The sequence below is a fragment of the Undibacterium sp. GrIS 1.8 genome, assembly GCF_040544445.1.
Taxonomy (GTDB): Bacteria; Pseudomonadota; Gammaproteobacteria; order Burkholderiales; family Burkholderiaceae_D; genus Undibacterium.
Map to the genome: position 1 here is coordinate 36,688 of NZ_JBEONQ010000006.1, position 26,986 is coordinate 63,673.

General features: G+C 47.5%; 21 protein-coding genes. 7 read left to right on the forward strand and 14 right to left on the reverse strand.

Features of this window, described 5'->3' with window-relative positions:
• Window positions 1–89 precede the first annotated feature (89 nt).
• The 11 genes from AAKU64_RS04220 to AAKU64_RS04270 all read right to left on the reverse strand — a co-directional run bounded on the left by AAKU64_RS04220 (window position 90) and on the right by AAKU64_RS04270 (window position 14,069).
• Window positions 90–1,229 (reverse strand): GGDEF domain-containing protein, encoded by a 1,140-nt coding sequence (locus AAKU64_RS04220; RefSeq protein WP_354329614.1) that lies wholly within the window; start codon window positions 1,227–1,229, stop codon window positions 90–92.
• 409 nt (window positions 1,230–1,638) lie between these two features.
• Complete coding sequence (gene pssA / locus AAKU64_RS04225; protein WP_354329616.1) at window positions 1,639–3,012, reverse strand: CDP-diacylglycerol--serine O-phosphatidyltransferase; 1,374 nt, start codon at window positions 3,010–3,012, stop codon at window positions 1,639–1,641.
• A 76-nt stretch (window positions 3,013–3,088) separates the two neighbouring features.
• Entirely contained in the window at window positions 3,089–3,775 is a 687-nt protein-coding gene (locus tag AAKU64_RS04230; RefSeq protein ID WP_354329618.1) for a methyltransferase domain-containing protein, read from the reverse strand.
• A 10-nt stretch (window positions 3,776–3,785) separates the two neighbouring features.
• Window positions 3,786–5,348 (reverse strand): ubiquinone biosynthesis regulatory protein kinase UbiB, encoded by a 1,563-nt coding sequence (gene ubiB, locus AAKU64_RS04235; RefSeq protein WP_354329620.1) that lies wholly within the window; start codon window positions 5,346–5,348, stop codon window positions 3,786–3,788.
• Window positions 5,348–5,968, reverse strand: coding sequence for a ubiquinone biosynthesis accessory factor UbiJ (locus AAKU64_RS04240; protein ID WP_354329622.1), 621 nt, complete (start codon window positions 5,966–5,968; stop codon window positions 5,348–5,350). Before AAKU64_RS04240 ends, ubiB begins: the two co-directional genes overlap by 1 nt.
• A 124-nt stretch (window positions 5,969–6,092) precedes the next feature.
• Window positions 6,093–7,052, reverse strand: coding sequence for a Tim44 domain-containing protein (locus tag AAKU64_RS04245; RefSeq protein ID WP_354329624.1), 960 nt, complete (start codon window positions 7,050–7,052; stop codon window positions 6,093–6,095).
• An 11-nt stretch (window positions 7,053–7,063) separates the two neighbouring features.
• The gene (gene ubiE, locus AAKU64_RS04250) at window positions 7,064–7,798 is read right to left on the reverse strand and encodes a bifunctional demethylmenaquinone methyltransferase/2-methoxy-6-polyprenyl-1,4-benzoquinol methylase UbiE (RefSeq protein ID WP_354361521.1); all 735 of its coding nucleotides are present in this window, start codon (window positions 7,796–7,798) and stop codon (window positions 7,064–7,066) included.
• Window positions 7,799–7,862: 64 nt separating this feature from the next.
• Window positions 7,863–8,297 (reverse strand): gamma-butyrobetaine hydroxylase family protein, encoded by a 435-nt coding sequence (locus tag AAKU64_RS04255; protein ID WP_322121197.1) that lies wholly within the window; start codon window positions 8,295–8,297, stop codon window positions 7,863–7,865.
• Window positions 8,298–8,646: 349 nt separating this feature from the next.
• The gene (locus AAKU64_RS04260) at window positions 8,647–9,117 is read right to left on the reverse strand and encodes an HIT family protein (protein ID WP_354329628.1); all 471 of its coding nucleotides are present in this window, start codon (window positions 9,115–9,117) and stop codon (window positions 8,647–8,649) included.
• Between the two features lie 35 nt (window positions 9,118–9,152).
• Window positions 9,153–13,142 carry a DUF3683 domain-containing protein gene (locus AAKU64_RS04265; RefSeq protein WP_354329630.1) on the reverse strand — a complete coding sequence of 1,330 codons (3,990 nt, stop codon included), beginning with the start codon at window positions 13,140–13,142 and terminating at the stop codon, window positions 9,153–9,155.
• A 435-nt stretch (window positions 13,143–13,577) separates the two neighbouring features.
• On the reverse strand, window positions 13,578–14,069 hold the full coding sequence (locus tag AAKU64_RS04270) for a YqaA family protein (RefSeq protein WP_322121195.1): 492 nt from the start codon (window positions 14,067–14,069) through the stop codon (window positions 13,578–13,580).
• A 116-nt stretch (window positions 14,070–14,185) separates the two neighbouring features.
• On the opposite strand from AAKU64_RS04270, the gene ilvA reads away from it, so the two are divergent.
• From ilvA to rapZ, 7 genes are all read left to right on the forward strand, one after another.
• Complete coding sequence (gene ilvA, locus AAKU64_RS04275) at window positions 14,186–15,814, forward strand: threonine ammonia-lyase, biosynthetic (RefSeq protein WP_354329631.1); 1,629 nt, start codon at window positions 14,186–14,188, stop codon at window positions 15,812–15,814.
• Window positions 15,815–15,868: 54 nt separating this feature from the next.
• The gene (gene queF, locus AAKU64_RS04280) at window positions 15,869–16,753 is read left to right on the forward strand and encodes an NADPH-dependent 7-cyano-7-deazaguanine reductase QueF (protein ID WP_354329632.1); all 885 of its coding nucleotides are present in this window, start codon (window positions 15,869–15,871) and stop codon (window positions 16,751–16,753) included.
• 75 nt (window positions 16,754–16,828) lie between these two features.
• Window positions 16,829–17,476 carry a hypothetical protein gene (locus tag AAKU64_RS04285; RefSeq protein WP_354361523.1) on the forward strand — a complete coding sequence of 216 codons (648 nt, stop codon included), beginning with the start codon at window positions 16,829–16,831 and terminating at the stop codon, window positions 17,474–17,476.
• 66 nt (window positions 17,477–17,542) lie between these two features.
• Window positions 17,543–20,263: a bifunctional diguanylate cyclase/phosphodiesterase gene (locus AAKU64_RS04290; RefSeq protein ID WP_354361525.1), complete on the forward strand. Its 2,721-nt coding sequence runs from the start codon at window positions 17,543–17,545 to the stop codon at window positions 20,261–20,263.
• A gap of 199 nt (window positions 20,264–20,462) precedes the next feature.
• Window positions 20,463–20,933, forward strand: coding sequence for a PTS sugar transporter subunit IIA (locus tag AAKU64_RS04295; protein WP_354329635.1), 471 nt, complete (start codon window positions 20,463–20,465; stop codon window positions 20,931–20,933).
• A 98-nt stretch (window positions 20,934–21,031) separates the two neighbouring features.
• Complete coding sequence (gene hprK, locus AAKU64_RS04300) at window positions 21,032–21,982, forward strand: HPr(Ser) kinase/phosphatase (RefSeq protein ID WP_354329636.1); 951 nt, start codon at window positions 21,032–21,034, stop codon at window positions 21,980–21,982.
• 143 nt (window positions 21,983–22,125) lie between these two features.
• Entirely contained in the window at window positions 22,126–22,989 is an 864-nt protein-coding gene (gene rapZ / locus AAKU64_RS04305; protein WP_354329637.1) for an RNase adapter RapZ, read from the forward strand.
• Between the two features lie 227 nt (window positions 22,990–23,216).
• Here the strand turns inward: rapZ and AAKU64_RS04310 are convergent, their stop codons facing one another.
• From AAKU64_RS04310 to AAKU64_RS04320, 3 genes are read right to left on the reverse strand one after another with little or no spacing between them, the layout of a single operon-like run.
• On the reverse strand, window positions 23,217–24,380 hold the full coding sequence (locus AAKU64_RS04310) for an ABC transporter permease (RefSeq protein WP_354329638.1): 1,164 nt from the start codon (window positions 24,378–24,380) through the stop codon (window positions 23,217–23,219).
• Window positions 24,380–25,252 carry an ABC transporter ATP-binding protein gene (locus AAKU64_RS04315; protein ID WP_354329640.1) on the reverse strand — a complete coding sequence of 291 codons (873 nt, stop codon included), beginning with the start codon at window positions 25,250–25,252 and terminating at the stop codon, window positions 24,380–24,382. Before AAKU64_RS04315 ends, AAKU64_RS04310 begins: the two co-directional genes overlap by 1 nt.
• Complete coding sequence (locus tag AAKU64_RS04320; protein WP_354329642.1) at window positions 25,249–26,820, reverse strand: alpha/beta hydrolase; 1,572 nt, start codon at window positions 26,818–26,820, stop codon at window positions 25,249–25,251. Before AAKU64_RS04320 ends, AAKU64_RS04315 begins: the two co-directional genes overlap by 4 nt.
• Window positions 26,821–26,986 lie beyond the last annotated feature (166 nt).

Sequence of the window (26,986 nt, forward strand, 5' to 3'; positions counted from 1 at the left end):
TTTTTTACCAGATCATGATTTTTAGAGCGCCCTTTAAATAACTGAGGACGATTGAGTGTATCTGCGTGGCAACTGAAAAATAAGCTGCTCTAGCGAGCCACAGGCTCTTCGACAACAACCTGATTGCGACCGCCCTGTTTTGCCATATACATCGCTGTGTCTGCTCTGGAGAACAATTCCAGTACCGATTCTCCCGGAATATATTGTGTCACGCCGATAGAGACGGAAACACGACGCTGCAGAGCCTCATCCCAGGAATACACTTCTACTTGGGAGCGAATCCGCTCAGACGTATTCAATGCAGGTAACAATGGCGTAGTTGGAAAAATCAGCAAAAATTCCTCGCCACCGTAACGACCAAAGATGTCTCCGGTGCGGATATTCTCTTGCGCTATCTGTGAAAAAGTACGTAGTACCTCATCACCGCCAAGATGACCGAGCTCGTCGTTAATCCGTTTAAAGTGATCTAGATCGATGACCGCCAAGCAAAATGGCGTATTGTTTTCATCCGATAATTGCTTTTGCTCTTCTAGTGCCGCAACGGTATAACGCCGATTAAAACAACCGACAAGATTATCCCTTTGAGCATCCTCCTCAATATTTTTTATTTTACGGCTAGCACGGTGCAATACCCGATGCAGCAACTGCACTTTCCCGGTTAAAAAAACATACGCTGGCAAAGAAACTACCAAGGTAACCAAGTGCATGAATTCCAGCTTTAGAAGAGCAAGATTATGCCAATTGTGATAATGCAAAAACATTACCAAAGCAAAACCGAGCAAGACTGCTGTCGCCAAGATCATCACTTCTTTGTTAGAGATGCGATACATGCCGTAAGCAATCGCAATAAAAGTGAACGGGGTAAAAAGAATATGGGTTGCTGGATCAAGGTAACAGATCACTAACATTGATGCCAAAGCGGTCGTCACGATCGGAAGCTTTAATCGTTTCTCACGAAAATTAAGATGAATTCCCGAGCGGAAAATAAAGTAAAAGCTAGCGAGGAAAATCGCAATCAGGCCCGTCAGGACAACTACAGTAGACTTTTGTACCATGCCCAGGCTATAAAACACCAAGACTCCTGCAAAGTAAAAGGCAATCATAAGACTGGCGATCAGCCATTTTTGACGGGTAGTACGTTTGACTGGCGTCTTTGACGTATCGTTTTGACGACGTCCTGTAGATTCGATCGAAGGCAAGGTTTCGTCAAAATCTATAACAGAATCCATTAATGGAAAATTATCTGTATTAGAAAATGGATTTTTTTTGCGTCCGAATAACATGAATAGAATGAGTTAGATACTTTAAATAGTTCAAAACATGGTAACACGACAAGTGACGTGTTTTTGCTTGAAATCTCTCCCCCAACTCATACACAGAGATAAAGATTGTGAACTTTTGAAGTCTAAGAGAGGCGCAAGACTTGGCTACATAAGACAAAGTGTGTCAAATAAACGTCATATCAACTTCTCTATAAAAAGCTGAGTTTGTCTTTTGCCTTACAGGCAAGGCTTTAACAAGCCTCGATCAAAAAGCAAATTTTGCTTAAAGCAGATTTTCCATTTAAACAACAAATGCCGTCTGCGTTGCTACGAGGTGATAGGAGATTTAATAGAAAATCTAGATTGGAAACACAGATTAAAGCACCCGATAAGCCAGACGGTCTAGCCTGGTTCTGCTCAACCGGCTTAATAATTTACGCACTTCAACCGGGTACATGCTGGTTTTTTCTAGTGAGCGGTAATGGTCGATTGACATAGTGTGCAAAAAAATACTCTGCAGCTCAGCTTCTCTTTGTTTGGCTAATTCATGTTGCGGATCATGGATCAGTAAAGCATTTTCCAGATCCAGGCGAAACGCTCTGGGGTTGAGGTTGTTGCCTGTCATCAGGGTGTAATTCTGATCAATCCAGACACCTTTCAGATGATAGGTATTGTCGCCGTCTTTCCATAAATGCAAATTAAGTTGCCGGTTATTCAGGGCCGTCTGATGTGACTTTGCAAAACGACGCAAATTAGTCTCGTACAGATAAGGTAAAGCAGCAATGATTTTAAACGCCTGATCTGGCGGAATAAAAAAATCATTCGCAGTTTTATCGCCAACGATAATATCAATCTTAACGCCTCGTTTTAAGGCACGATTGATTTCTCTGGTGACCGCTAAAGGAAAATTGAAATAAGGAGTACAAATTGTAATCTGATGCTTGCTTGCAGCGAGCAACTGGCAGATCACTTTATTGAGTGGATTATTTTTACCAACGCCAACTAAAGGCGTCACGCTCAAGCTTGTTGATTCACTTCCCTCTGTCTGGCTATGGTCCTGCGAACTAATGCTGTAACGCGCTTGTTTGAGTTTTTCACGAAAACTACGAATATCACTACGAATGCTTTGCGTTGTCGGAATCTCTGCGATATCCAGCCGATGTACCGCAGAAGCAGATAATAGATGTTCTCGAATAAACAACTGCATACAATTCGCCAGCGCGGTACTTTGCAAAATCAGATAGCGATCATGTCGATATTTATCAAATTTATGCAGGTAAACATTATTCAAACTAGCGCCGCTGTAGATGACGCTATCGTCAATGACGAAACCCTTTAGATGTAAGACACCGAATAATTCTCTGGTCTGAATCGGGACACCATAAATGGGGACATGTGTCGTATGTGCTGATGCAATTTTTTGATACCAACCAGCGTTACCCGCCTGCTCACCTATTTTTTTAGCCTCACCGATCAGCCCGCGCTGCGCTCTATGCCAATCAACCAGCACCGCAATATCAAGTGCAGGGCGAGCTGCTTTTGCTTTATGTAATGCTTCTACAAGCTCGCTACCAGCCTCGTCATTTTGCAGATATAAACTGCAGAGATAAATGCGCTGTTTTGCGGAGGCAATTTGTTTAAGCAACTCCAAGCGAAACTCCAGCGCGCTATGCAAAGTAGTGACTGCATTAGCGTTCAATGGAATGCCGGATAAATGCGCTAAAGGAGAGCGAGGTTTAAAAAAATTCATGATAATTCAGGTAATTGTATTTACAGCACGCAGGTTAATACTGACGCGTCGCTGGCAAGACTTTGCAGACGGATTATCAAGTGACAGAAACGGGTAGCCGCCGCCAGATTTGCCAGCGCTCTTTCCCTTTAAATACATCAATAGAATCGCTGACATCACAATCTTCCACCAACGAAAAATAGGGCGATATCAGCTCTTGCCAAGCCTGGCGCTGGATACTAAACGGTGGGCCTTTAGGTTTTGTATCCTGTAATGCGCTCGGTGTTGCGGCTTTAGCGGCTGATGTTACTGACGTTGCTGATGTTACGTTCGGCACATCTTCAAAAAAGAAGTAGCCTGCCAGTAAGCCGCCCTCTGCCAATAAACTAGCCCAACGTTGCACAATATCTTTGCGTAACCGCGGAGGTAAAGCACAAAAGAACGCGCGCTCATAAATCAGCTGCAACGGACATGCTGGATTAAATTGGAAAAAGTCAGCCTCAAGCACATGTTTGCTCCAGACCCCGATAGCTGCCTGCGCACTTCGCACAGCGACGGGAGAGAAATCAATCGCGGTGACATCCCAATTGGCTTGCGCAAAAAAAGCGGCTTCATAGCCATTACCACAACCCGGGATCAAGGTAACCAATGGCGCCTCTGCAGCCCGGACAAAATCTTGCAAGGCTTGAGGGACGCCGCCTTTATCCCAAGGAGTGAATGCGGTTTCAAAACGCTCATCCCAAAAATGCGTCTCGGCAGAATCTTTACTGGAGAAGTTTTGCATTGTAATAAGCTTAGAGGTATAGCAAATGTAAAACTAATTGCGCTAATAATGCACCTGCAATGGCACCACCACCAAAGTAAATAATAGTACGCAATAATTTATTAGTACTCCGTTGCTCTAGCAGCAGTGCGGCAAGTAGTTCGCTATTCTCACCTTGTGTACCTGCTCGCGTCAGCGCCTGATGTGCAAGTCGTGGCAATTGCGGGAAAATATGGCTGTAACGTGGTGCCTCTGCTTTAAACTTTTCTAACAAACCGCGCCAGCCGATCTGATCACTCATCCAGCGTTCCAAATAGGGTTTGGCGGTTTTCCACAGATCCAGATGGGGATCAAGCTGCCTGCCCAGACCTTCAATATTCAGCAAAGTTTTTTGCAGCAAAACTAATTGCGGCTGTACTTCTACATTAAAGCGGCGAGAAGTTTGGAACAAGCGCAACAAGACCTGACCAAACGAAATATCTTTCAATGGCCGATCAAAAATCGGCTCGCAACAAGCACGTACCGCTGCTTCCAATTCATCGACACGGGTTTCTTTAGGTGCCCAACCAGATTCGATATGTGCCTCTGCAACCCGTTTGTAATCTCGACGGAAGAAAGCCAAAAAATTCTGCGACAAATAATCTTTATCAAAATCATTGAGCGTGCCGACGATACCAAAATCGAGTGCAATATAACGCCCAAAAGTCGCTGGCTCGGTGGAGACTAAAATATTGCCCGGATGCATATCGGCATGGAAAAAACCATCCCGGAAAATCTGAGTGAAGAAGATGGTGACACCATCTCGCGACAGCTTGGACATATCGACGCCGGCCTCAATTAGCTTATCTAATTGAGAAATCGGAATACCCTTCATGCGCTCCATCACGATCACGGAGGAAGAACAATAATCCCAGTACATTTCAGGCACCAGCAGTAAATCGGAGTCAGCAAAATTGCGCCGTAGCTGACTACCGTTTGCGGCTTCCCGCATCAAATCCAATTCATCATGCAAGTATTTATCAAACTCAGCTACGACCTCGCGTGGCTTGAGGCGCTTGCCGTCGGCCCAGAGTTTTTCTAGCCAGCCTGCAGCAATTTGCATCAGCGCGACGTCTTTATCGATAGTGTCCTTCATGCCAGGGCGCAGCACTTTGACGGCAGCTTCTCGCCCGTCTTTGAGTGTCGCGAAATGCACCTGAGCGATGGAGGCAGAAGCCACAGGAATCCGGTCAAAACTGGCAAACAATTGATCAGGATGCGCACCCAGAGACTTGACGATTTGCGCAATTGCCAGATCAGGGTCAAACGACGGTACGCGATCTTGCAATTTGGCGAGTTCGTCTGCAATATCTGGTGGCATCAGATCACGGCGGGTCGATAACACCTGACCAAATTTGACGAAAATCGGCCCTAAGTCTTCTAGTGCTTTACGCAAGCGTTCGCCGCGCGGTGCAGACAAATCACGCCAAAAAAGTAAGGCATTAATCGCTCTGGCAGTGCGCGGCACGGACAAACCTGAAATCGCAATTTCATCAATCCCATAGCGAATTGCGATACGGATGATTTTGAAGAGACGCAAAAACTTAAACAGCATCAACGCAACCTTTCTAATTTTTCTAAGCGCTTGATGAGACGTTCTGCATCATCACGTAACTTATTGATTTCTGTCCCCATCGCGGTAACTGCCGCTGGACGGACTAACATCGGGTTTTCTTCGAGAAAATACTCGGCAAGATTTTCCTGGATTTTTTGATGCGTCTCTTTAGCAGTCTGCATCAGACTGCGTGCGCCAGATACCATGCGGACCGCGGCGATATCTCCAAACAATTTGCTCAGATCATCTTCTGCCTCCCAGCGCAAATGCTGACTTAGATGAGAAATCGTATTAGCAAAGTCGGCATCGCCTTCTATCTTGACATAAGAAAAAGCGCGCTCACGATTTTGGGCGATCAAAGGCAGATCGCTGAGCTGAAGACGGATGGTGACGTTGTTGCGCTCAGCCTGACTAGCAACATCAGCGTCAGCTTTAAGCTCGACCGGATCAGGTGCGAGGGACTCCACCATGCCATCAGAAGTTATTTTTAGGCGGATTGTAAATGCCTGCAAATCGACGCAGGCAATTTTTCCCGCGTGAGGTAATAGCTTGCTCTTAGCCCAGTTTTCCTGTGCCAGCAAATGATTGATGAAGAGAACGATAGGAAGCGTATATGTCATGATCAAATAAAAAAACCGCCCATGGTTGATGGGCGGTTTCCAGTTTAACAGTTTATCCCTGCCGGGAGGTTTGAGATTGATCTACTTAAAGCGATATCAAAGTTGCTGAATCAAAGTTGTTGAATCAAAGCTGCTGAATACCGGCCAATACCCAACCGCCTTGACCGTTTATAGGTTTAGACAAGTTCCAGACTTCATTAAACGCTTCTGCCGGCGCATTAGCTGCCTCTTTGATCATGCCGCTAAACTTGACGCTGGCGAGGTAATCATTGCCCACCGTTTCCAGACCCATTAACTCGGCATCGATCGACACCACATCGGTCACATTCGGGCTAGCGCCACGTTCCTGGATTTGCAGTTTGATTTCTGCATACATCTCAGTAGAGGTGAATTCGCGGATATCGCTGATATCGGCTTTATCCCATGCCGCTTGCAGACGGATAAAGTAGGTTTTTGAGTTACGCAAAAATGCTGGCACATCAAAATCTGCCGGAACGCCCCAAGGTGCAGCGGTCGCAGGTGCTGCCGCGGAACTGTTAAAGGAACTTGTTTGCGTAGCAGGTTCAATACGGGAGCCGATTTCTGGTGTGTTAGAAGGGACTCCTGCATAAGATGGCTGCGAAAACGCCGATGGCACTGCGCTGTTGTTACTAACATTGCCACTATTTCCACTGTTGCGGCGGAACATTCTGATAATAAATATCACTGCAAAAGCCAATAAAGCGATTGTCAGGATGGAACCTAATGCGCCACCTAAAGCACCGCCCAGACCAAAATGCGAGAACATCGCACCCAACAAGGCGCCACCAATCAAGCCGCCTACAATCCCTTTCCAAGGACTAGCTGGCTTTGGCGGAACTGCGCCCGGCGCTGGCGCTGCGGCTGGTGCAGCCGGTTTAGTTTGATTCAAATTACTGCCTGGATTATTAGCTGGTGGCGCAGCCTGGCGCGACACATTACTGGACTGACGTCCAATCGATCCGCCGCCGCCCAAACGCTTAGCATCTGCGTCAGATACGGTCATTGCCAGTGCACCTGCAACCAGCATGATGGAAACGACAGCTTTATTAAAAATCTTGTTCATACCTGCAACTCCTAGAGTTTGATACCAGTGTGGAGAGCGGCCACACCTGCCGTTAAATTAAAATACTGCACGCGATCCAGACCAGCGTCTTGCATCATGCCCTTCAAAGTCTCCTGATCTGGATGCATACGGATCGATTCGGCCAGATAACGATAACTGTCAGCATCATTCGCAATCTTTTGTCCCAACCAAGGCAGCACCTTGAAAGAGTACAGATCGTAAGGCTTTTGCATTACTTCTGGCACTTTAGAAAATTCCAGCACCAGCAATTTGCCGCCCGGCTTCAGCACCCGCTGCATTTCTGCCAATGCCTGATCTTTGTGCGTCATATTCCGCAAACCGAATGCCACACTCACGCGATCAAAGTAATTATCAGGAAAAGGCAATTTTTCTGCGTCACAAAGTAATGTTGGGGTAATCAAGCCTTTATTCAAGAGGCGATCACGACCGACTCGTAACATGGACTCATTGATGTCGGTATGCCAGACCTCGCCTGTCTTGCCCGCTTGCTTGACAAACTCTTTGGCGAGATCACCTGTGCCGCCAGCAATGTCCAGCACTTTGAAGCCCGGCCGCACGCCAGCCTGGGCAATCGTAAAAATTTTCCATGCGCGGTGCAAGCCCGCCGACATCAGGTCATTCATCACATCGTACTTAGCGGCAACTGAGTGAAAAACCTCCGCCACTTTGTGTACTTTTTGATCTTCTTCTACGGTGGTGTATCCGAAATGAGTGGTATTGGTCATGATATTGGCTGATAAGAGATTGTGCGCATAAGTATCTGGATTATAGGGCTCTGCCGGTTTTAGCTCAATGTTGATGACCGCAGGCACTTGCTTGCTTGTCTTGCATAGGAGCATCGCGGCCAGTGTCATCTGGATAACCTGCTACATGCAATCGGGTCATGTAGTCCAGCCAAAGTGATGCCTGGTTTTCGCCCAGCCAATACAGATAATCCCAGCTAAAAATCCCGCTATTGTGGGTGTCGGAGAAATGTGGCTGTACCGCGTAATTGCCAACGGGCTCAAGCGCCGTCAACGTCACGTCGCGCTTGCCGGTTTGTAGGGTCTCTTGCCCGACGCCATGGCCGCGTACTTCAGCGGAAGGCGAATACACCCTTAGCAATTCAAATGGCAAGGTAAATTCTTTGCCATCGTCAAAATGAACCTCCAACACGCGTGATTGAGTACGTACATTTAATGCCGTAGGGATTGGTGTCGGGATACTTTGTTTGGAGCCTGTCATGATGTTCCTGCTGTGCTGGCTGCTATGTTGATGGTTGATATTGAGCAATTAAAGTATTGCGCGGCATTAGTGCTGCTTGCTTATTTGACAGTCACTTGCCGGTCAGCTTAACGAGCACTTAAGACAAACACCATATTCCCAGGCGCACAACACTTTAAGTAATACTCCCACTATGTATATTTAATTGTCCGTATAATCATTGGACAATACGGCAATATTTATAAAAATGAGGGGGGTATATGTTAAATCGCTGTAAGTCCACGCGCAATACCGGCAATTGTACCTTTGGCGAACTGTCTGGTGTTGTTCCGGTGGAAATTCTGAATTACTCTCTTAATTACACCCTTGATTAATTTTCGCTGTTTTGGGATAAACGATTAATAATCGCGGCCTTCAATCCGGGCAATAAAGCCTGTCTGGCGCTAATGATCAGCAGAGCTGATTCGTCCTGCGCATCGGCGGTCACTTTTGCCTGCGCCCATACCGGATTCGGAAAATGCAAATCGTCGGTATAACGCGGAATAATATGCCAATGCAAATGCGGCACCATATTGCCAAAGCTGGCTAAGTTGATTTTATGTGGCTGCATTACCTCACGGATAGCCCGCTCGACATGCCAGACGGCTTCCATCACTTCATTGCGTTCTGCTGCCGGCAAATCCGTCATTTCTTTGATATGGTCATTCCACACCACGCGACAAAAACCCGGGTAATTGGCATCATCTACCAGCAATACTCGCCACCGCTGACTGGCAAAAATCACCTCCCCAGTTTGAGGATCGCACAACTCGCATGCTGGCGCTTCGGTCAACTTACTCATCAAATTATTCTTCAGCTCGCTGGTCAAATTCACCATCAGACCAACACCCGTTCTATACCGCCGTTGTTGGCGCGTGCCACATAATCTGGCAACCAGTTTTCGCCCAAAACATGTTTGGCCATTTCGACCACGATGTAGTCTGCGGTCGTGCCCGAGTCTTCATCGTAGCGGGTTAAGCCTTGCAAACAGGCTGGGCAAGAGGTCAGGATTTTCACATCACCAGCAAAACCATCGGCGCGCAATTTATCCGCACCTTTGAGCATTTCTTCTTCTTTACGGAAACGGATTTGCGTCGAAATATCCGGCCGCGATACTGCCAGCGTACCAGCCTCGCCACAGCAACGGTCGTTCTTTTCAATCTTTACATTATCGATTGTCGTAATCAGCGCGTTCACGGTTTTAAGCGGATCTTGTAGCTTCATCGGCGTATGGCAAGGGTCGTGGTACATGTAGCGCGTGCCATTGACACCTTCTAGCTTCATCCCTTTTTCCAACAAAAATTCATGAATGTCAATAATGCGGCAGCCCGGGAAAATTTTTTCAAACTGGTAGGTCGCCAGTTGGTCATAGCAAGTGCCACAAGAAACCACCACAGTTTTAATATCGAGGTAATTCAGCGTGTTTGCCATCCGGTGGAAAAGGACGCGGTTGTCTGTGATCATCTTTTCGGCTTTGTCGAATTGCCCGGCACTGCGTTGCGGATAACCGCAACACAAATAACCCGGTGGCAATACAGTTTGGACACCGACATTCCACAACATCGCCTGGGTCGCCAGACCTACCTGCGAGAACAGGCGCTCCGATCCGCAGCCGGGGAAATAAAATACCGCCTCAGTATCTGCCGTCGTAGTTTTGGGGTCGCGAATAATCGGGATGATTTTATCGTCCTCAATATCCAATAAAGCCCGCGCCGTTTTCTTCGGCAAATTGCCTGGCATTTTCTTATTAATAAAGTGAATCACCTGCTCTTTCATCGCAGGCTTGCCCAAGGATGCCGGCGGTGCTTTAGTCTGTTTTTTCGCTAATTGCTTGAGCACGGTATTACCCAAGCGTTGCGCCGCAACACCCCAGCCAAAAATCACCTGACGGGCAGCTTTAATCGTCGCAGGATCTTTCGCGTTGAGGAAAAACATTGCTGATGCTGTGCCCGGATTGAAGGATTTTTTGTCCATCTTCCGCAGTAAATTGCGCATATTCATCGAGACATCGCCAAAGTCGATATCGACCGGACACGGCGTCAGACATTTATGGCAGACCGTGCAATGGTCGGCTACATCTTCAAATTCTTCCCAGTGCTTAATCGAGATACCGCGACGGGTCTGCTCTTCATACAAAAAGGCTTCGACCAGCAGGGATGTTGCCAGAATTTTGTTACGTGGTGAGTACAGCAAATTCGCCCGCGGCACGTGGGTAGCGCACACCGGTTTGCACTTACCGCAACGCAGACAATCTTTTACGCTATTGGCAATGGCACCGATATCGCTCTGCTGCATAATCAGCGACTCGTGTCCCATCAATCCGAAGGACGGCGTGTACGCATTGCGCAGGTCGGCGGCGAACTCCGGCAGGTTCAGCAATTTTCCTTTATTAAAGCGCCCTTCCGGATCGATCCGTAATTTGTACGAGCGGAAATCCTTGATCTCATCTTCCGTCAAGAACTCTAGCTTGGTGATGCCGATACCGTGTTCGCCGGAGATCACGCCATTCAACGAACGCGCCAGCACCATGATGCGGGCAACAGCATGATGCGCCACTTGCAGCATCTCGTAATCGTCGGAATTAACAGGTAAATTGGTATGCACATTGCCGTCGCCCGCATGCATGTGCAAAGCAACGAAGACACGGCTGCGCAAGATTTTTTTATGAATCGCGGTGCACTCATCCAAGATCAATTTAAACGCGCTACCATTAAAAATCTGACGCAGATGCGCTCGGATTTCTTGCTTCCAAGAGACGCGAATCGTCCGGTCTTGCACAATACTAAATACCGTCGCATCAGTTTGTACTTGCAGGCGCTCATCAAAGACGAAGGCGAGTTTGTCTAGTTCCAGTGCAACCAGTTCATCCCGTGCATCACGCAAGGGTTTGTCGAGCTGGGTTAATAAATACGTCCAACGTGCGTGCGTGGCAGCGAGCAAACTCTTGGCTTGTAATACGCGATCTTCCAGTAATTCGTTGGCAGAAATATCGTCACCATCGGCATCTTCGCTTTTACCCAACGGTAGATTACCTTTGACGAAAAACGCCTGCAATTGCTCCAGCATCGCCAACTTATTCTGGATCGATAATTCAATATTGATGCGTTCAATACCATCGGTATATTCGCCCATACGATCCAGTGGAATAACCACGTCTTCGTTGATTTTAAAGGCGTTGGTATGCTTAGAAATCGCCGCCGTTTTGGCGCGATCAAGCCAGAATTTTTTGCGCGCTTCCGGACTCACTGCGACGAAACCTTCACCCACACGGGTGTTCGCCATACGTACTACTTCGGATGCAGCCTGTGCTACAGCGTTTTCATCATCGCCGACGATATCGCCAAACAAGGCCATCTTGGGCAACACGCCACGTTTGGATTTGGTGGTGTAACCAACGGCGCGCAAGTAGCGCTCGTCCAGATGTTCTAAGCCAGCCAGACGCAGAGTCGAGAAATTCTCGCCTCCCTTTTTTGGCAAGCCATCCAGATAATCTTTGATCTCGACAATACTCGGAATCGCGTCCCGTGCCTGACCGAAAAACTCCAGACAAACGGTGCGGGTAAATTTAGGCATCTTATGCAAAATCCAGCGCGCCGACGTGATCAGACCGTCGCAGCCTTCTTTTTGTACACCAGGCAAACCCGCCAGAAATTTATCGGTCACATCTTTGCCTAAACCCTCTTTGCGGAAGGTGCGACCAGGGATATCTAATTGCTCGGTTTTAAACGGCGTCTTTTCGCCGGGATGCGACCATTCCAGTTTGAACTTAGCTACTGCAACATCGTGAATCTTGCCAAGATTGTGTTCTAGTCGCGTGACTTCCAACCAATCGCCGTTGGGGTCGACCATTTTCCAAGAGGCCAGATTATCCAGCGCTGTGCCCCATAAAACCGCTTTTTTACCGCCTGCATTCATGGCGACATTGCCGCCTACGCAGGAGGCTTCTGCCGAGGTCGGATCAACTGCGAATACAAAACCAGCTTTGTCAGCGGCATCCGAGACCCGCTTGGTCACGACGCCGGCACCGGAATAAATAGTGGCGTATTCACGATCAACACCAGGCAACATCGTCATTTCGACCGCGCCTAATTGCTCTAATTTTTCGGTATTGATCACCGCTGACAATGGCGTGAGCGGAATCGCACCGCCTGTATAGCCGGTGCCACCGCCACGCGGAATGATGGTCAGACCCAGCGTGATACAGCATTTGACCAGCCCCGCCATCTCATCTTCGGTATCTGGCGTGAGCACAACAAACGGGTATTCCACGCGCCAGTCGGTGGCGTCGGTGACGTGCGAGACACGCGACAAACCATCAAATTTGATATTGTCTTTTGCGGTGTATTTTGCCAACAGCTTATTGGAACGCTTGCGCAAGTCGTAGGTATCGCGGAATTCTTTGGCGAATTGGGCGACAGCTTTGCGCGCTGCCTGCACCAAAATTTCTACGCTGTTGCTGCGCTCGCCGTCGTCATCATTAATCGTGCTGAGGCGACGCTTTTCCACTTCCGCCAGACGGTGATTTAGCGCATCGATCAGGGCTTGGCGACGCTTAGGATTGTCCAGCATGTCGTCTTGCAAATACGGATTGCGGCGCACCACCCAGATATCGCCCAGCACTTCATAGAGCATACGGGCAGAACGTCCTGTTTGGCGCTTACCACGCAGCTTGTCCAGCAAATCCCAGGCATCTTCGCCCAACAGGCGGATCACAATTTCGCGATCTGAAAAGGACGTGTAGTTATAAGGAATTTCGCGCACGCGGGTAGGCGTAGCGCCCGGAGCGAGGTCAGAAAGTAGAGCTTGAATTTGTGCTGGAGCGTTCATCAGTGGGATCTTTTGGACTGATCAAGGGCGGCAAAGTGAAACATCGATTTGCATTACATGCGTATCAATTGCGTATCACATGGGCATCACATAAAAATTATGTGCAAGCCCGGCCGCCAGATTTAAATATGCTAGGAAATTACAAACCATTCTAGCCTATTGCGGCGCACCACGCGGTAACAGCCTTACGCTTAATACGCCTTACCAGCCATACAAACTGAGGAATATTTTGATTTTTCCTAAGATTATTTGGCGAAGAGTTATTGAAAGATTTTTAAAAATAAAGGGAGTATGTTGGAAAATACCACCTAATGTCCAACAAACATATGGACATAATAATATACACATAGCAGTATATTATTTCGCCTTAGACAATGGGATTGAACTGGTATTGAAATTGGTATCGAACCAAATTATTGTGAGACAGGAGGATTTTTATGCCAACAAATCTGCCAGTCCACGCCAGAAACCATCCGGAACATTGAGCAATAGCCAGGTCATTAGTAGGTAACGCAAAAATTTACCGATGGCCATGTACATCACGCTGGGCCAAAAAGGGAGTTTGAGCCACCCGGCCAAGGTGCAGATCGGATCGCCAATCCCTGGCAACCAGGCAAGTAACATCGTCTTAGCACCGAAGCGCCGGAGCCAGCGAAACCAAGTGGTATCGCGTTCCGCGGCAAACGCTTTTTTAGCGTAATAGCCCATCCAATAATCGACCACGCCACCCAAGGTATTGCCGACGGTGGCGACAAACATTACCGCCCAATATAAATTGGGATTCGCCTTAATCACGGCAAAAACAGCCGGCTCTGATCCCAGAGGTAATAAAGTAGCGGAGATAAAGCTAATCAAAAATACCGAAGTCAACCCGACTTCTGGCAGTGCCAATAAATTTAATAAACCATGAATCGCTGCCTCTATCATACTAATCCGATGCTGTTGTGATGCTGCTGTAGTTGGGTGATGGTGCGTCATGCTGCTTAAACAGCGCTCTTGTCGCGTTCTTATAGTGTCTTAAATATGGCATCCATTATAATGACATGCTATTTGCTATCGTTTTTGTACGCTATTTGCATGATTTCTATGCTTTTTTACTACCCCGACTAAGTCAAATCACCTCCAACACCACCTCCATGACGACCGATTATCTTAAAAAAATCCTGACAGCCCGCGTCTATGACGTGGCATTTGAAACACCGCTGGAATTTGCCCCTAGCTTGTCAGCTCGCATGGAAAACCGAATTTTGTTTAAACGCGAAGATATGCAAAGTGTCTTCAGCTTTAAGATACGCGGTGCGTACAACAAAATGGCACATTTGACCGCAGCACAATTAAAACGTGGGGTGATTTGTGCGTCTGCTGGCAATCATGCGCAGGGTGTTGCGATGTCTGCCGCCAAGCTCAATTGCAAAGCGGTGATCGTGATGCCAACCACCACGCCACCGGTGAAGATAGATGCAGTGCGTACATTTGGCGGCAGCAATGTTGACATCGTCTTACATGGCGATTCTTATAGCGATGCTTATGCGCAAGCGGTTTTATTGGAAAAGAAGCAGAAACTGACCTTCGTTCATCCATTTGATGACCCTGATGTCATCGCCGGCCAAGGTACGGTAGGAATGGAAATTTTGCGCCAACATGCACAGCCTATCCATGCAATTTTTGTCGCAATTGGCGGCGGCGGCTTGATTTCTGGCGTTGCAGCCTATGTCAAAGCCGTGCGCCCGGACATCAAAGTCATCGGGGTGCAATCGGTTGATTCCGACGCCATGGCACGCAGCGTCAAAGCCGGTCGACGCATTACTTTAAACGACGTTGGCCTGTTCTCCGACGGCACAGCCGTCAAATTAGTCGGCGAAGAAACTTTCCGTATCACCAAAGAGCTGGTCGATGACATCATCCTGGTCGATACTGACGCAATCTGCGCGGCGATCAAGGACGTATTTCAAGACACACGCAGTATTTTAGAGCCCGCCGGTGCCTTAGCCGTTGCTGGCTGCAAAGCGTATATTGAACGCGCCAAAGCGAGCAAAAAACCGCTGAAGAATGAAACTTTAGTCACTATCGCTTGCGGCGCGAATATGAACTTCGACCGCCTGCGTTTTGTGGCAGAACGCGCTGAAGTCGGTGAAGCGCGCGAAGCTGTATTCGCAGTGACGATCCCGGAAGAACGCGGTAGTTTCCGCCGTTTTTGCGAACTGGTCGGCGCACGCAATGTGACGGAATTCAACTACCGTATCAGCGATCAAAAAGCCGCGCATATTTTTGTCGGCATCCAAGTCAGTAACCGGGACGATTCCAGCAAAATCGCCAAGAATTTTGTCAAACATGGTTTTCCTACGCTCGATCTGACACATGATGAATTAGCGAAGCTGCATATTCGTCATCTGGTCGGCGGCAAAAGTGCGCTGGCGGAGAATGAATTACTGTACCGCTTTGAATTTCCAGAGCGTCCGGGTGCATTAATGCGCTTTTTAAATAGCATGGCACCGAACTGGAATATCAGCTTATTCCACTACCGTAACCATGGCGCGGATTACGGACGAACTTTAGTCGGTTTGCAGGTTCCAAAGAAGGAGATGAAGGCATTCAAAGAATTCCTCAACTCGCTGGGCTACCGCTATTGGGATGAAAGCAGTAACCCAGCCTACCAGTTGTTTTTGGGTTAATTTAACGATCTATATTGATACCAACGTGATGCCAACGTTACAAAATTTGATGCTATGACAGAACCAAAACCAGACTCCAAGCAAAATTTACCGATCAATCCAGCACCGGACTCCCCCGAGCAATCATTGTTGGGCAAGCCTGCGACATATCAGTCGGATTACGACGCTAGTTTGCTTTTCCCCATTGCGCGCGCTGGCAAGCGGGAAGAAATTGGCATTCATAACAACACATTGCCCTTTTTTGGTCTGGATATCTGGAATGCTTATGAAGTCTCGTGGCTCAATTTGCGTGGCAAACCCCAAGTGGCAATTGCCACCATCAGCGTGCCGGCAGACTCGCCCAATATTGTTGAATCCAAATCCTTTAAGCTCTATCTCAACTCATTCAATCAAACCAAGTTAGCAGGTGCAGACGCTTTAATCAGTTTGCTACAAGCCGATTTGTCTGCCGGTTTTGGTGCGCCGGTGCATGTCACACTGACCTTGGCAGAACAGTTTGGACAATTAAAGATGCTGGAGTTGGAAGGTAGTTTGCTGGACAGGTTAGATATTGAGGTCAGCAGCTACACACCGAATCCATCTTTGCTCAAAGCCAATCAAGAATCTGTTCCCGTGGAAGAAACCTTAGTCTCTCATCTGCTCAAATCAAATTGTCTGGTGACCGGACAACCGGATTGGGGCAGCGTACAAATCCGCTATGTAGGACCACAAATCGAGCAGGAGAGTCTGCTGCAATATCTAATCGGATTTCGCGACCATAACGAATTCCACGAACAATGTGTAGAGCGCATCTTCTGCGACATCATGCAGCATTGCAAACCGCAAAAATTATCGGTCTATGCGCGCTATACCCGACGCGGCGGACTAGATATTAATCCATGGCGTAGCAATTTCAGCACAGGTCAAAAGCCTCCCAACGCAAGGAATGCACGTCAGTAATTGATGCCAGTAAGGTACTCCAATAATGCTTATTCTTAAGGCATATCAATAATTTTTAACCTTAATTTTCTCACTATGTTGAACTCTATTTTTAAAAAAACTAGCCTTTTTCTTTACTTCAGTATTGCGGGCATCTGCGCAAGTGCTCCAGCAATAGCGTCAGAAACGCCAGACGTGCTACCAACAGACGTTGCGGCAACAATGCCAGCGCCGAAATCAGCAGAAGATATGAGCTGGTGGCAACGATTTAAATCTGACTCGGAAGCCAAAGCACATAAAATAATGGACGAGGGAGATTTATCCATTATGCTTTCCGGCTACGCACATCATGGTCGGGGCACTTATAAACGTGAGCGAATTGCCGAATTAAACGAAGATGCTTGGGGTATGGGTTTTAGCAAGCAAATCCGGGATGCTAAAGATAATGAAGAATCTTTGTATGCGCTAGGCATTACCGACTCTCATTACAAACCACAATTGATGGCAGGCTATGCTTACCAATGGATGAAACCTCTGGGGCCGCTTGAGGCGGGGCTTGGATACACAACACTGTTGATCAGTCGTGCTGACTACTTTCACCATTTTCCATTCCCTATCGTATTGCCAGTAGCATCAATCGGCACAAGAAGCAGCAAAGTCATGGCCGCTTATGTGCCGCGCCTGTCAAAAAATAAGGGAAATGGCGATGTACTGTTGGTATTCGTCCGATTTGATCTTAAGTAGTTGTGACACTGCCGTGCATCGGTTACATTAGCCAATAATTAATATTTCAGCCTCAGCCATATTGTTGTGAGTTCCATAGCCAAGTTAAGCAGTACGAAAAATGACATTGCTAATAGTAATGATTGGCAAGCTGCGCTGTTAGAACATCATCCAGACGCGATTTACGTGTTTATTGATGAGATATTGGTCTATACCAACATCGCTGGTATCACTTTATTGAAAGCAGAATCCGCTACGCAAGTTCTGGGTAAAAAGGCAAGCGAGTTTTTATTGCTACCAGTTGAACTCAGCGGTGCATCTCTGTCTGCGTCCTCCTCTGAAACTCAGTCTTTAAGTCACTTGCTAGATCAACAGCTAGTACTACAAGCAGATTGCGCTACGCAAATATGTCAGTGTAGACAAATGGATGGCGAATATCGACAGATAGATGTATGTGGCGCGTATTTTTCATATCAATCCAAAGCCGCAATACAACTGGTGGTGCGAGAAAATAAAAACGTCTCCACATCGGATTTAGCAACATCTGATTCAAACACCCTCAAGTATGTAACCAGACACAAATCTAGTCGTGTTCATGAAGCTTTACATCACGAGAAAGAAATCCTCGAAATGATTGCTCTGGACAAACCGCTTGCACATATTTTGCAAGATGTTTGTGATCGCATGGAACGCTTGCTGGATAATGAAGCACTATGCGCCATCATGATGTTTGATGAGCGTAATCAAAGCTTGCAGCTGGGCGCAGCGCCATCACTGCCCGCAGAATTTTGCGTCTCCATAGAATCACTTCCGATTGGTTTGCGTAACGGATCGGGCCCGGCGGCAATCCACCACAACAGAATTATTGTGGTGGACGATATCGCACATAATCAGCTTTGGGAGCACGGTCGGAAACTAGCGCTTAAGCATGGCTTGCGCTCTTGCTGGTCAGTGCCAATTACTACTGCGTTTAATGTGGTACTTGGAACGGTAGATATTTACCACCACACCAAACGTAGCCCTAGTGAGGATGAGCAAGCATTAATCAAAGATGCGACCGATCTGATTGCTTTAGCAATCGACAAAAAAAACATGGAGCAAAGTCTAGAAGAAAGCGAACAGCGCTACCGCTCTGTCGTCACTAATCTGACTGAAGGTATTATGGTGGTTGCTCCTGGCGGACAAATTCTGACCTGCAATCCCAGCGCCATGCGAATTTTAAAAATCAATTCGAATGATGCGCAAAATGCCGGTCGTCGTCATCGCTACTTCAAGCGCATTATCAATGAAGATGGCACAGAACAAAAAATGGGAGACGATTTAGTCTCCAAGGTGTTTCGTACCAATATACCCATCCTGAATTTATCTATAGGGCTGGAACTGCGTGACCGTTCTATTGCCTGGTTAGTCGTGAATGTTTTACCGATCAGTCAAATCAGTAGTAAAGCGACGACTGCCGTCCTAATCTCATTTACGGATACCACAGAGGTCAGAGAAACTCAGCGCCAGTTGCAATATATTGCGTCCCACGATGCACTGACGGGCTTGCCGAACCGGCATCAACTCCATCAGCGTTTGCAGCATGCTTTGTTTAACGCGAGGCATAACCAGCATAAAGTCGCTGTATTATTTCTGGACTTGGATCGCTTTAAAAATGTGAATGACACTGCCGGACATGCGGCTGGCGATAATCTATTGAAAGATGTAGCGACCAGACTTAACTCGTGTATCCGCACTACCGACATGCTAACCCGCTTGGGTGGCGATGAATTTGTGATTGTGGCAGAAGCTTTTGATACCGCTTTGCATTTAAAAGAGCTGGCTGAGCGCGTACTCGCGCAAATGCGTGAGCCGTTCTTGATCGATGGTAACGAATACCACCTTGGTACATCAATCGGCATTAGCATTTTCCCTCATGACGCAGACGACGCACCGACCTTGCTGCGCAGCGCAGATTCCGCCATGTATTACGCCAAGGAACTAGGACGGAATAACTACCAGTTCTTCACCACCGAATTGAATGTCCGCGCCCAGCATCGTTATACCTTAGAGAAAAACTTACGTCGCGCCCTGATCGAGGAAGAATTTTTGGTATATTACCAGCCAAAAGTCTGCTTGAGCACCTCACGCATACTGGGTGCAGAGGCACTGATACGCTGGCAAATGCCAGAATCTGGCTTAATCCCGCCAACGGACTTTATCCCGATTTCAGAAGAAATTGGTTTGATCCTGCCTATTGGTCGCTGGGTTTTAGAACAAGCCTGCAAACAAACCAAAGTATGGCGCGATACTCTCATCCCAGATCTGGTCGTCAGCGTCAATATTTCGCCACGTCAATTCCAAGATCCTAGTCTGGTGAAGTTTATCCATCAGGTGTTAGAGGAAACCAACTTACCTGCGAATGCGTTGCAACTAGAGATTACCGAAGGCTTATTAATGGGTGAAATTGACCTGTTGTTGCCAGTATTTGCAGCGATTAAAAAATTGGGTGTTAGCATTTCACTGGACGACTTTGGCACTGGATTCTCGTCACTGTCTTACCTGCAACGCTTCCCGATTGATAATCTGAAAATTGATCGTTCGTTTATCCGCGAGATTCCAGAAAATCAGGATTCTGTGATTTTGACGCACGCCATTATTGCGATGGCGAATGCGCTGGGTATGAGTGTTACGGCCGAAGGTGTAGAAAAAGCGGAGCAAATGTTTTTCCTGACAGAATCTGGTTGCCAGGAAATGCAAGGCTATTATTTTAGTAAGCCGCTGCCAAAAGACGAGTTTGAACAATTGTTGATCAGTCATACGCGCTAAACCGACCAAAGCTTTTCGTCATGCGGTCTTAAGCTTACTTTAGAAGTTTTATCCGTTTTTCAACAATTTCTCTTAGCGTTTCTGTTAAAGCTTTTGTTAGTATTTTTGTCAATTAGGCAGACAAAGAAAAGAAGCCTATAATTTGCCAGATGCGCCTCTTGTGCATCGCACCATTTTGCTGAAATACAGATCTTGCGTCATGACAAACATTGCGAAAATACTCCCCCTCTCCAACGTCTTACTGGACTTAGAAGTGTCCAGCAAAAAAAGAGCCTTTGAACAAGCTGGCCTGTTATTTGAAAATAATTGCAGTATTGCTCGCTCTACCGTCTCGGATAACCTGTTCGCCAGAGAACGTCTGGGCTCAACCGGGCTTGGTCATGGTGTTGCTATTCCGCATGGTCGTATCAAGGGATTAAAAGCGCCGATTGCGGCATTTGTGCGCTTGGCAGAGCCAATTCCTTTCGAGTCTCCAGATGGACAAGCAGTCAGCATTTTGATTTTTCTGCTGATGCCAGACAATGTGACGCAGCAACATCTGGAGATATTGTCTGAAGTTGCTGAAATGTTATCCAACGAGGCATTTCGGGATACGCTCAACAGTGAAGTCAGCGCCGGTGCTATTTATGAAAAAATTATCGCCTGGCAGCCAAATCCACAATTTGTCTGAATTTGTCTAGCTTGGCAAATCAAAGCGCCAACCTGCGGTAATTGCGCTTTGTTGTCGTTGTTGTCCACGTCCCTCCCATTGATTTTAATCAAGCTACCATGCCACTACTGACCGAACTGACTATACAAAAAATCTTTGATGACAATCGGGATGCAATGCAGTTAGGCTGGTTTGCCGGATTCTCTGGCGGTGATAAACAAATTACGGGCGACGCCACCTCTTCTGCGGATCAGGTTGGTCATCTTAACTTTATCCATCCCGGCCGTATTCAGGTGCTAGGGCATCAAGAACTGGCCTACTTCCATCGATTACCATCGCATTCACGCGGTAATTTGATTAAAGAATTGATTGCCGGTGCGCCACCGGCACTGATCGTGGCACAAGGATTAGAAACGCCGCAAGCGATTCTGGCCACCTGCGACGACAATAATATTCCCCTGTTTTCTACCCCCTTACCTTCTGCACAGGTAATCGATTTTTTACGCGTTTATCTGTCCAAAAAGCTGGCACAACGCACGACTATGCATGGCGTGTTTATGGATGTGCTTGGAGTTGGCGTATTAATCACAGGCGAATCTGGCCTGGGTAAAAGCGAACTGGGGCTAGAGCTGATCTCCCGCAGTCATGGACTGGTGGCAGATGATGCGGTGGAATTTTCGCGTATCGCTCCCAATATGATAGAAGGTCGCTGTCCGGAATTATTACAAAATTTACTGGAAGTACGTGGCCTTGGTCTGCTCGATATCAAAGCAATTTTTGGTGAAACCGCCGTGCGTCGCAAGATGCGCCTCAAGCTGATTGTGCATCTGGTCAAACGCAGTACGCTGGAAGAAAATTACGAACGTCTGCCGATTGATTCTCCTAGCCAGGAAGTCTTAGGATTGCCCATACGCAAAGTCGTTATCCCAGTCGCCGCTGGACGAAACATTGCGGTACTGCTGGAAGCCGCGGTGCGTAACACTATCTTGCAATTACGCGGTATCAATACATTAGAAGATTTTATGGAGCGACAGCGTCGTGCCATGAATGAAGATTCGAATCATTCTTAACAAACCGCAATGTTCGACATCAGCTCGACATAAAGTTCAGTGCGAACACAGTACATCCCCGGGACAAGATGTAGTTAAATGTCAGATAACATTTGAAATCAGTGTCAAAATACAGACATTGATTCCCCACCAATCTGACCATCATGCACATCATACTTATCTCTGGTATTTCTGGCTCTGGCAAATCAGTTGCGCTCAATGTTGTAGAAGATGCGGGGTTTTATTGTGTCGATAATCTACCACCCAGCTTGTTACCAGAGTTAGTCAGCACCCTGATTAGCGAAGGCATACAATCAGCAGCGATGGCGATTGATTCGCGCAGTGCCCATCTGCTGACCAGTTTGCCGGATACGGTTCAAAAATTGCGTAGTGAAGGTCACATAGTCAAAATCTTGTTTTTAACTGCCAGCACCGAATCACTGGTAGCAAGATTTTCTGAAACTCGCCGCACCCATCCTCTTTCTCATCGTCTGCAAAAAAATCCTGCTTTAGGTGATCGCCTTAGTCTGATGGAATGTATTCAGGAAGAGCGCGAAATCCTGGCAACAGTTCAGTTTCTGTCGCATGTTATTGATACGTCCAATCTCAGCGCCAATAAGTTGCGCGAATGGGTTAAACATGTCGTCCAAATAGAACATGCACCCTTAGTGCTGATGTTTGAGTCGTTTGCATTCAAGGTCGGCGTCCCACTAGATGCTGATTTTGTGTTTGACGTACGGATGCTGCCTAACCCCTATTACGACTTGGATCTGCGTGCATTAACCGGCCGCGATCTTCCGGTCATCAACTATTTAAACGGCCAGGCAGTCGTGCATGATTTGTATGAGGACATACGACAGTTTGTAGAAAAATGGCTACCCTCGTTTAAACACGATAACCGCAGCTATCTGACGATAGCGATTGGTTGCACCGGGGGCCAGCATCGCTCGGTATTTATGGTGGAAAAATTAGCTGATTATTTTAAGAGCGCAGAGCAAGTTCTGGTAAGACATCGCCGGTTGGGTTAATCAAATCCAGCTTTTCTGCTAGTCCATGATCACTCCTAAAACGCAGATAACATAGTTGTGTTGAGGAATAATACCGTCGCAATGTAAGCGCAACGCGACAGCAGATTCTTTCTGCCAATAATAAATACTCCCCATATGTATTATTTATCGTCCATATAATCATTGGACAATAAGCCGTTTTATTGAAATTTATGGGGGAGTATATTGGATTAATCTAAACTACAGCCCTAAGCCATCACCACACGCCGCATTTTCTGCGCCACATACGACAAGCTGGCGATCGTCAAGGCAACACAAACTCCAAGTGCAATCATGGTTACGACCATGCTCAAGGCCTCACCTTTTAAGACTTTATTCATCATCTGGTTTTGTGCCAGTACCGGAACCCAGCGGAACCAGGTCGGTTCTGGTCCGGTTGAAAATAACATCATCATCGGTACCATGTTCACCACAAGAATAAACATTTGATTACGGACTTGGGCTTCTTTATAGCTTTTACAATCTAGCGCAATCGCTACCTGTACGGCTGCCAGACTAGCGGCTAAGGGCAACAAGACCAATAAGAATCCCAGTGCATCTTTGATCCCGAACTGGAATAAAGCCCGCAAGGTCTCATTACGTATCAGCCATTGCGACGGAAAAAAACTCAGTACCGTCAGCACCACAACTAACATACTGACCGTCGCCACCGCGCCCCATTTGCCAACCGCCAATTGCCAGCCAGAGACCGGGTTCATCATCAAGGGCTCCAGCGATCCACGCTCGCGCTCGCCAGCGGTGGCGTCAATCGCGGCGTACATGCCGCCCATCAAAATTGCCATTAACATCGCCATCGGCAACATGCTGGTAATGCTGTCTTTACGCTCTTCGGGGCGGCTTAAATAACGCTCTTTCACTTCAATCAATTGCAAGATTTCTGGCGATACACCCCGCATCATTAAGCTCATCACCGCACCTTCCTGGGTATAAGCATCTAAAATTCTTTTCAGCGGCCGCAAACCAAACTCAGCTTGCTTGTTAGACGTGTCGTAGGCGATTTCTAAAGTCACTTTTTGACCCGCTGCCAGCTTTTCATCGAAACCATCCGGGACCAATAACACCGGCTGATCCAATTCTTTACTACGGGATTTGGCGACATAATCTGCCGGCGCAGGCTTGACTTTATAACCTTGCCGCAAAATGAAATTTTCTAAGCTGGGCGCATTGTTGATACCAACTACCAGCACCGATCTTTTCTCTTCTTGAGACTCCACTTGTGACAAGACCTCGGACATAATGACCAGCAGCATTGGCACTAAAAATAGCGAGCTAAAAATGACGATGAGCAAGGCACGGCGGTCGCGCATAGCATCCATCATTTCTTTACGAAAAATAGCGAGCATGGCTTTCATCAGTATGTCCTCTCCGTCGCTATTGCTGAATTAATTTCTGAACTAATCGCTGGCTTAGTTGCTGAACTAATTGCTGAATTAGTCTCACGATTTAAAAAAGCTAGCTTGACAAACGCGTCTTCAAAATTCGGTTCCTCCGCTTGCTGTAACAATTCCGCCACCGTGCCTTTCGCCACATTGCGCCCTTGTGCAACGATTACCACCTGATCGCACAAACGTTCAACTTCTTGCATGATATGAGTAGAAAAAATGATGCACTTACCGCCACCTTCCGGCGATCTTAGCCAACGTAAAAAATCACGCAGTGCACGGGTGGCAACCACATCCAGACCATTGGTCGGTTCGTCCAGAATAATATTTTTAGGGTTGTGAATTAAAGCCCGCGCTAGAGCAGTTTTCATTCTCTCGCCCTGACTAAATCCATCGGTACGCCGGTCCAGTAATGCTGTCATCTCCAGCCAATGAGCAAGCTGATCAGTACGTTGCTCAATCAAACTACGCGACATGCCATGCAAGGTGCCGTAGTAATAAATATTTTCACGTGCGGTTAAACGTGGATACAGTCCACGCGCATCGGACAAAATACCCATATTGGATTGTGTGCCTTGCTGACCGGCTCTGACCTTAATACCGTCAACTGAAATCTCGCCACGATCAGATTCCAGCAGCGACGCTACCATACGCAGAGTTGTCGTTTTGCCGGCACCGTTAGCACCTAACAAGCCAGTAATCGCACCATCGCTTGCGGTAAAACTAACACCATCAACTGCCTTCACCATTTCTTGCTGACGCTTACCAAAATTGAGGTTGAAGGCAAATTTTGGCTTACCCTGACGTACAAAGGCTTTGTGTAAATCATGGACGATGATCATGGCTTGGCTCCTTGCGGCGCTACTGTTTCTGGCATCGGCGTGGTGGGCAAAGTAATAGCCGGAGCTTGCCACGCTAACGGTCGCGGGATCTGGTGTACACATTTCGCATCGACCTTAATCGCGTCCTGATCTTCTTTGGCATTGAAGTAGCGATACACCACATCACGCACACATCCTTGCGATAACAAACCATGGCCTGCATTGTCTATCGTGATGTGGCGAGCATTTGCACCAAGCGCTTTAGCGACGCTGTCGCCATGGCGGGTAGGGGTTACCGGATCGATGCCGCCACTGAGTAACAACACCGGTGCCGGACTGACTGGAATGGTGTAAAAAGCTGGCGGAATTACGGCATGCGGCCAGTTGGCGCAGACCGCCCCATACATGCCGTCCATGAGTTTTTCAAAATCATCGCTAGCGGGTTTCAGTATTGGATGAGCATACGCTTCACCACACCAGACTGAAAAATGCATACCATAAGCAATGCCCAAAGGAGAAGGCAAACCCAGTGCGCCGCTTAAGGTAATCAGAGGCGCATAATTAGTTTGCTCGGCCTGCGTCAACGCGTAGGGTAAAGCGGCTGCACTGGTAGGCGCATACAAAGTTTTATGCACCAAACTCAGCAAGGTATCGCGACTGATCGTGACCGGGATTTTATTGCCCAGACGTGGATGTATTACCGTGACGGATTGCGGCAGACTCGCTAATAATTTTTTCCAGCACGCGGCCAGATCAGGATAAGCCTTGTTGCAACGCGCATCTTTAGCACAATCTGCGAAGACGCCGTCTAGGGCCTTTTGCGCGTCTGCAGCAGGCAAGCGCATGTCGGGCGGCACGACGCCATCAATCACTAAACGCCGGACAGATTGTGGATATTGGCGCAAAAATTCTAAGCCGACTCGCGTCCCGTAGGATGCACCAACCAAATTGATTTTTCCGTAAGCCTGGCTAAGCCGCACTGCCTCCAAATCTTGTACTGCGATGCTGGTACTAAAAAACCGCAAGTCACCATAGGGCAAGGCCTGCAATTTCTTCATGCAAGCAAGTGCTAACTTTACGGTACCGTTGGTATCTGCCAGATCGCCACCGTTCTCTAGCTCTGGACATTGCAGCGGTGCGCTTTGCCCTGTCCCGCGCTGATCGACAAAGACCAAATCACGGCGACGATTTAAACGCCCTAATACTGTCTGCCCCCAAGCCGCAGCATTGATGGCACTTTGCCCTGGTCCGCCTGCGAGGACAAAGACCGCATCACTTAATTTGTTTTTATCTTGCGAGGGCACCACAACGAAATGCACAGTAATTTTTTTACCTGCGGGCTGAGCAGGGTCAAGCGGACGCTGAATCTGACCACATTGCACCTCTTGCGGATAATCAGCAATACGGCAAGAGCTGGTCTTGACTCTAGCGGTCATTTCAGCAAGAGTTTGCGCTGATACTTCAGCTGATACTTCAGCTGACACTTGCGCTGACAATTGAGCTGATGCAGCAACGGAATTCGCCAGCATGAAGGCAAGGCCAAAACCCACACGACAACTGATATTAGCGACGGAGTTAAGCAAGTTCATCTGTTTTAAATTTCTAAAAATAATACTGTAAATGTAGCGGCATTTGTAAAAAGCAAGGCTACAACATGAAGCGCTTCTATTCATGTCTTTATTTATACTTTTATCGAGGACTCTTGTAGTACAGACCTAAGTTTGCGCCGCTCTTATTCAATTCGGCAAGCTTGCG

What these genes read in the sequence shown, in the direction of transcription:
- AAKU64_RS04220 (WP_354329614.1), bottom strand. Translation starts at nt 1,229, where the DNA reads ATGGATTCTGTTATAGATTTTGACGAAACCTTGCCTTCGATCGAATCT.
- pssA (WP_354329616.1), bottom strand. Translation starts at nt 3,012, where the DNA reads ATGAATTTTTTTAAACCTCGCTCTCCTTTAGCGCATTTATCCGGCATT.
- AAKU64_RS04230 (WP_354329618.1), bottom strand. Translation starts at nt 3,775, where the DNA reads ATGCAAAACTTCTCCAGTAAAGATTCTGCCGAGACGCATTTTTGGGAT.
- ubiB (WP_354329620.1), bottom strand. Translation starts at nt 5,348, where the DNA reads ATGCTGTTTAAGTTTTTGCGTCTCTTCAAAATCATCCGTATCGCAATT.
- AAKU64_RS04240 (WP_354329622.1), bottom strand. Translation starts at nt 5,968, where the DNA reads ATGACATATACGCTTCCTATCGTTCTCTTCATCAATCATTTGCTGGCA.
- AAKU64_RS04245 (WP_354329624.1), bottom strand. Translation starts at nt 7,052, where the DNA reads ATGAACAAGATTTTTAATAAAGCTGTCGTTTCCATCATGCTGGTTGCA.
- ubiE (WP_354361521.1), bottom strand. Translation starts at nt 7,798, where the DNA reads ATGACCAATACCACTCATTTCGGATACACCACCGTAGAAGAAGATCAA.
- AAKU64_RS04255 (WP_322121197.1), bottom strand. Translation starts at nt 8,297, where the DNA reads ATGACAGGCTCCAAACAAAGTATCCCGACACCAATCCCTACGGCATTA.
- AAKU64_RS04260 (WP_354329628.1), bottom strand. Translation starts at nt 9,117, where the DNA reads ATGAGTAAGTTGACCGAAGCGCCAGCATGCGAGTTGTGCGATCCTCAA.
- AAKU64_RS04265 (WP_354329630.1), bottom strand. Translation starts at nt 13,142, where the DNA reads ATGAACGCTCCAGCACAAATTCAAGCTCTACTTTCTGACCTCGCTCCG.
- AAKU64_RS04270 (WP_322121195.1), bottom strand. Translation starts at nt 14,069, where the DNA reads ATGATAGAGGCAGCGATTCATGGTTTATTAAATTTATTGGCACTGCCA.
- ilvA (WP_354329631.1), top strand. Translation starts at nt 14,186, where the DNA reads ATGCTATTTGCTATCGTTTTTGTACGCTATTTGCATGATTTCTATGCT.
- queF (WP_354329632.1), top strand. Translation starts at nt 15,869, where the DNA reads ATGACAGAACCAAAACCAGACTCCAAGCAAAATTTACCGATCAATCCA.
- AAKU64_RS04285 (WP_354361523.1), top strand. Translation starts at nt 16,829, where the DNA reads ATGTTGAACTCTATTTTTAAAAAAACTAGCCTTTTTCTTTACTTCAGT.
- AAKU64_RS04295 (WP_354329635.1), top strand. Translation starts at nt 20,463, where the DNA reads ATGACAAACATTGCGAAAATACTCCCCCTCTCCAACGTCTTACTGGAC.
- hprK (WP_354329636.1), top strand. Translation starts at nt 21,032, where the DNA reads ATGCCACTACTGACCGAACTGACTATACAAAAAATCTTTGATGACAAT.
- rapZ (WP_354329637.1), top strand. Translation starts at nt 22,126, where the DNA reads ATGCACATCATACTTATCTCTGGTATTTCTGGCTCTGGCAAATCAGTT.
- AAKU64_RS04310 (WP_354329638.1), bottom strand. Translation starts at nt 24,380, where the DNA reads ATGAAAGCCATGCTCGCTATTTTTCGTAAAGAAATGATGGATGCTATG.
- AAKU64_RS04315 (WP_354329640.1), bottom strand. Translation starts at nt 25,252, where the DNA reads ATGATCATCGTCCATGATTTACACAAAGCCTTTGTACGTCAGGGTAAG.
- AAKU64_RS04320 (WP_354329642.1), bottom strand. Translation starts at nt 26,820, where the DNA reads ATGAACTTGCTTAACTCCGTCGCTAATATCAGTTGTCGTGTGGGTTTT.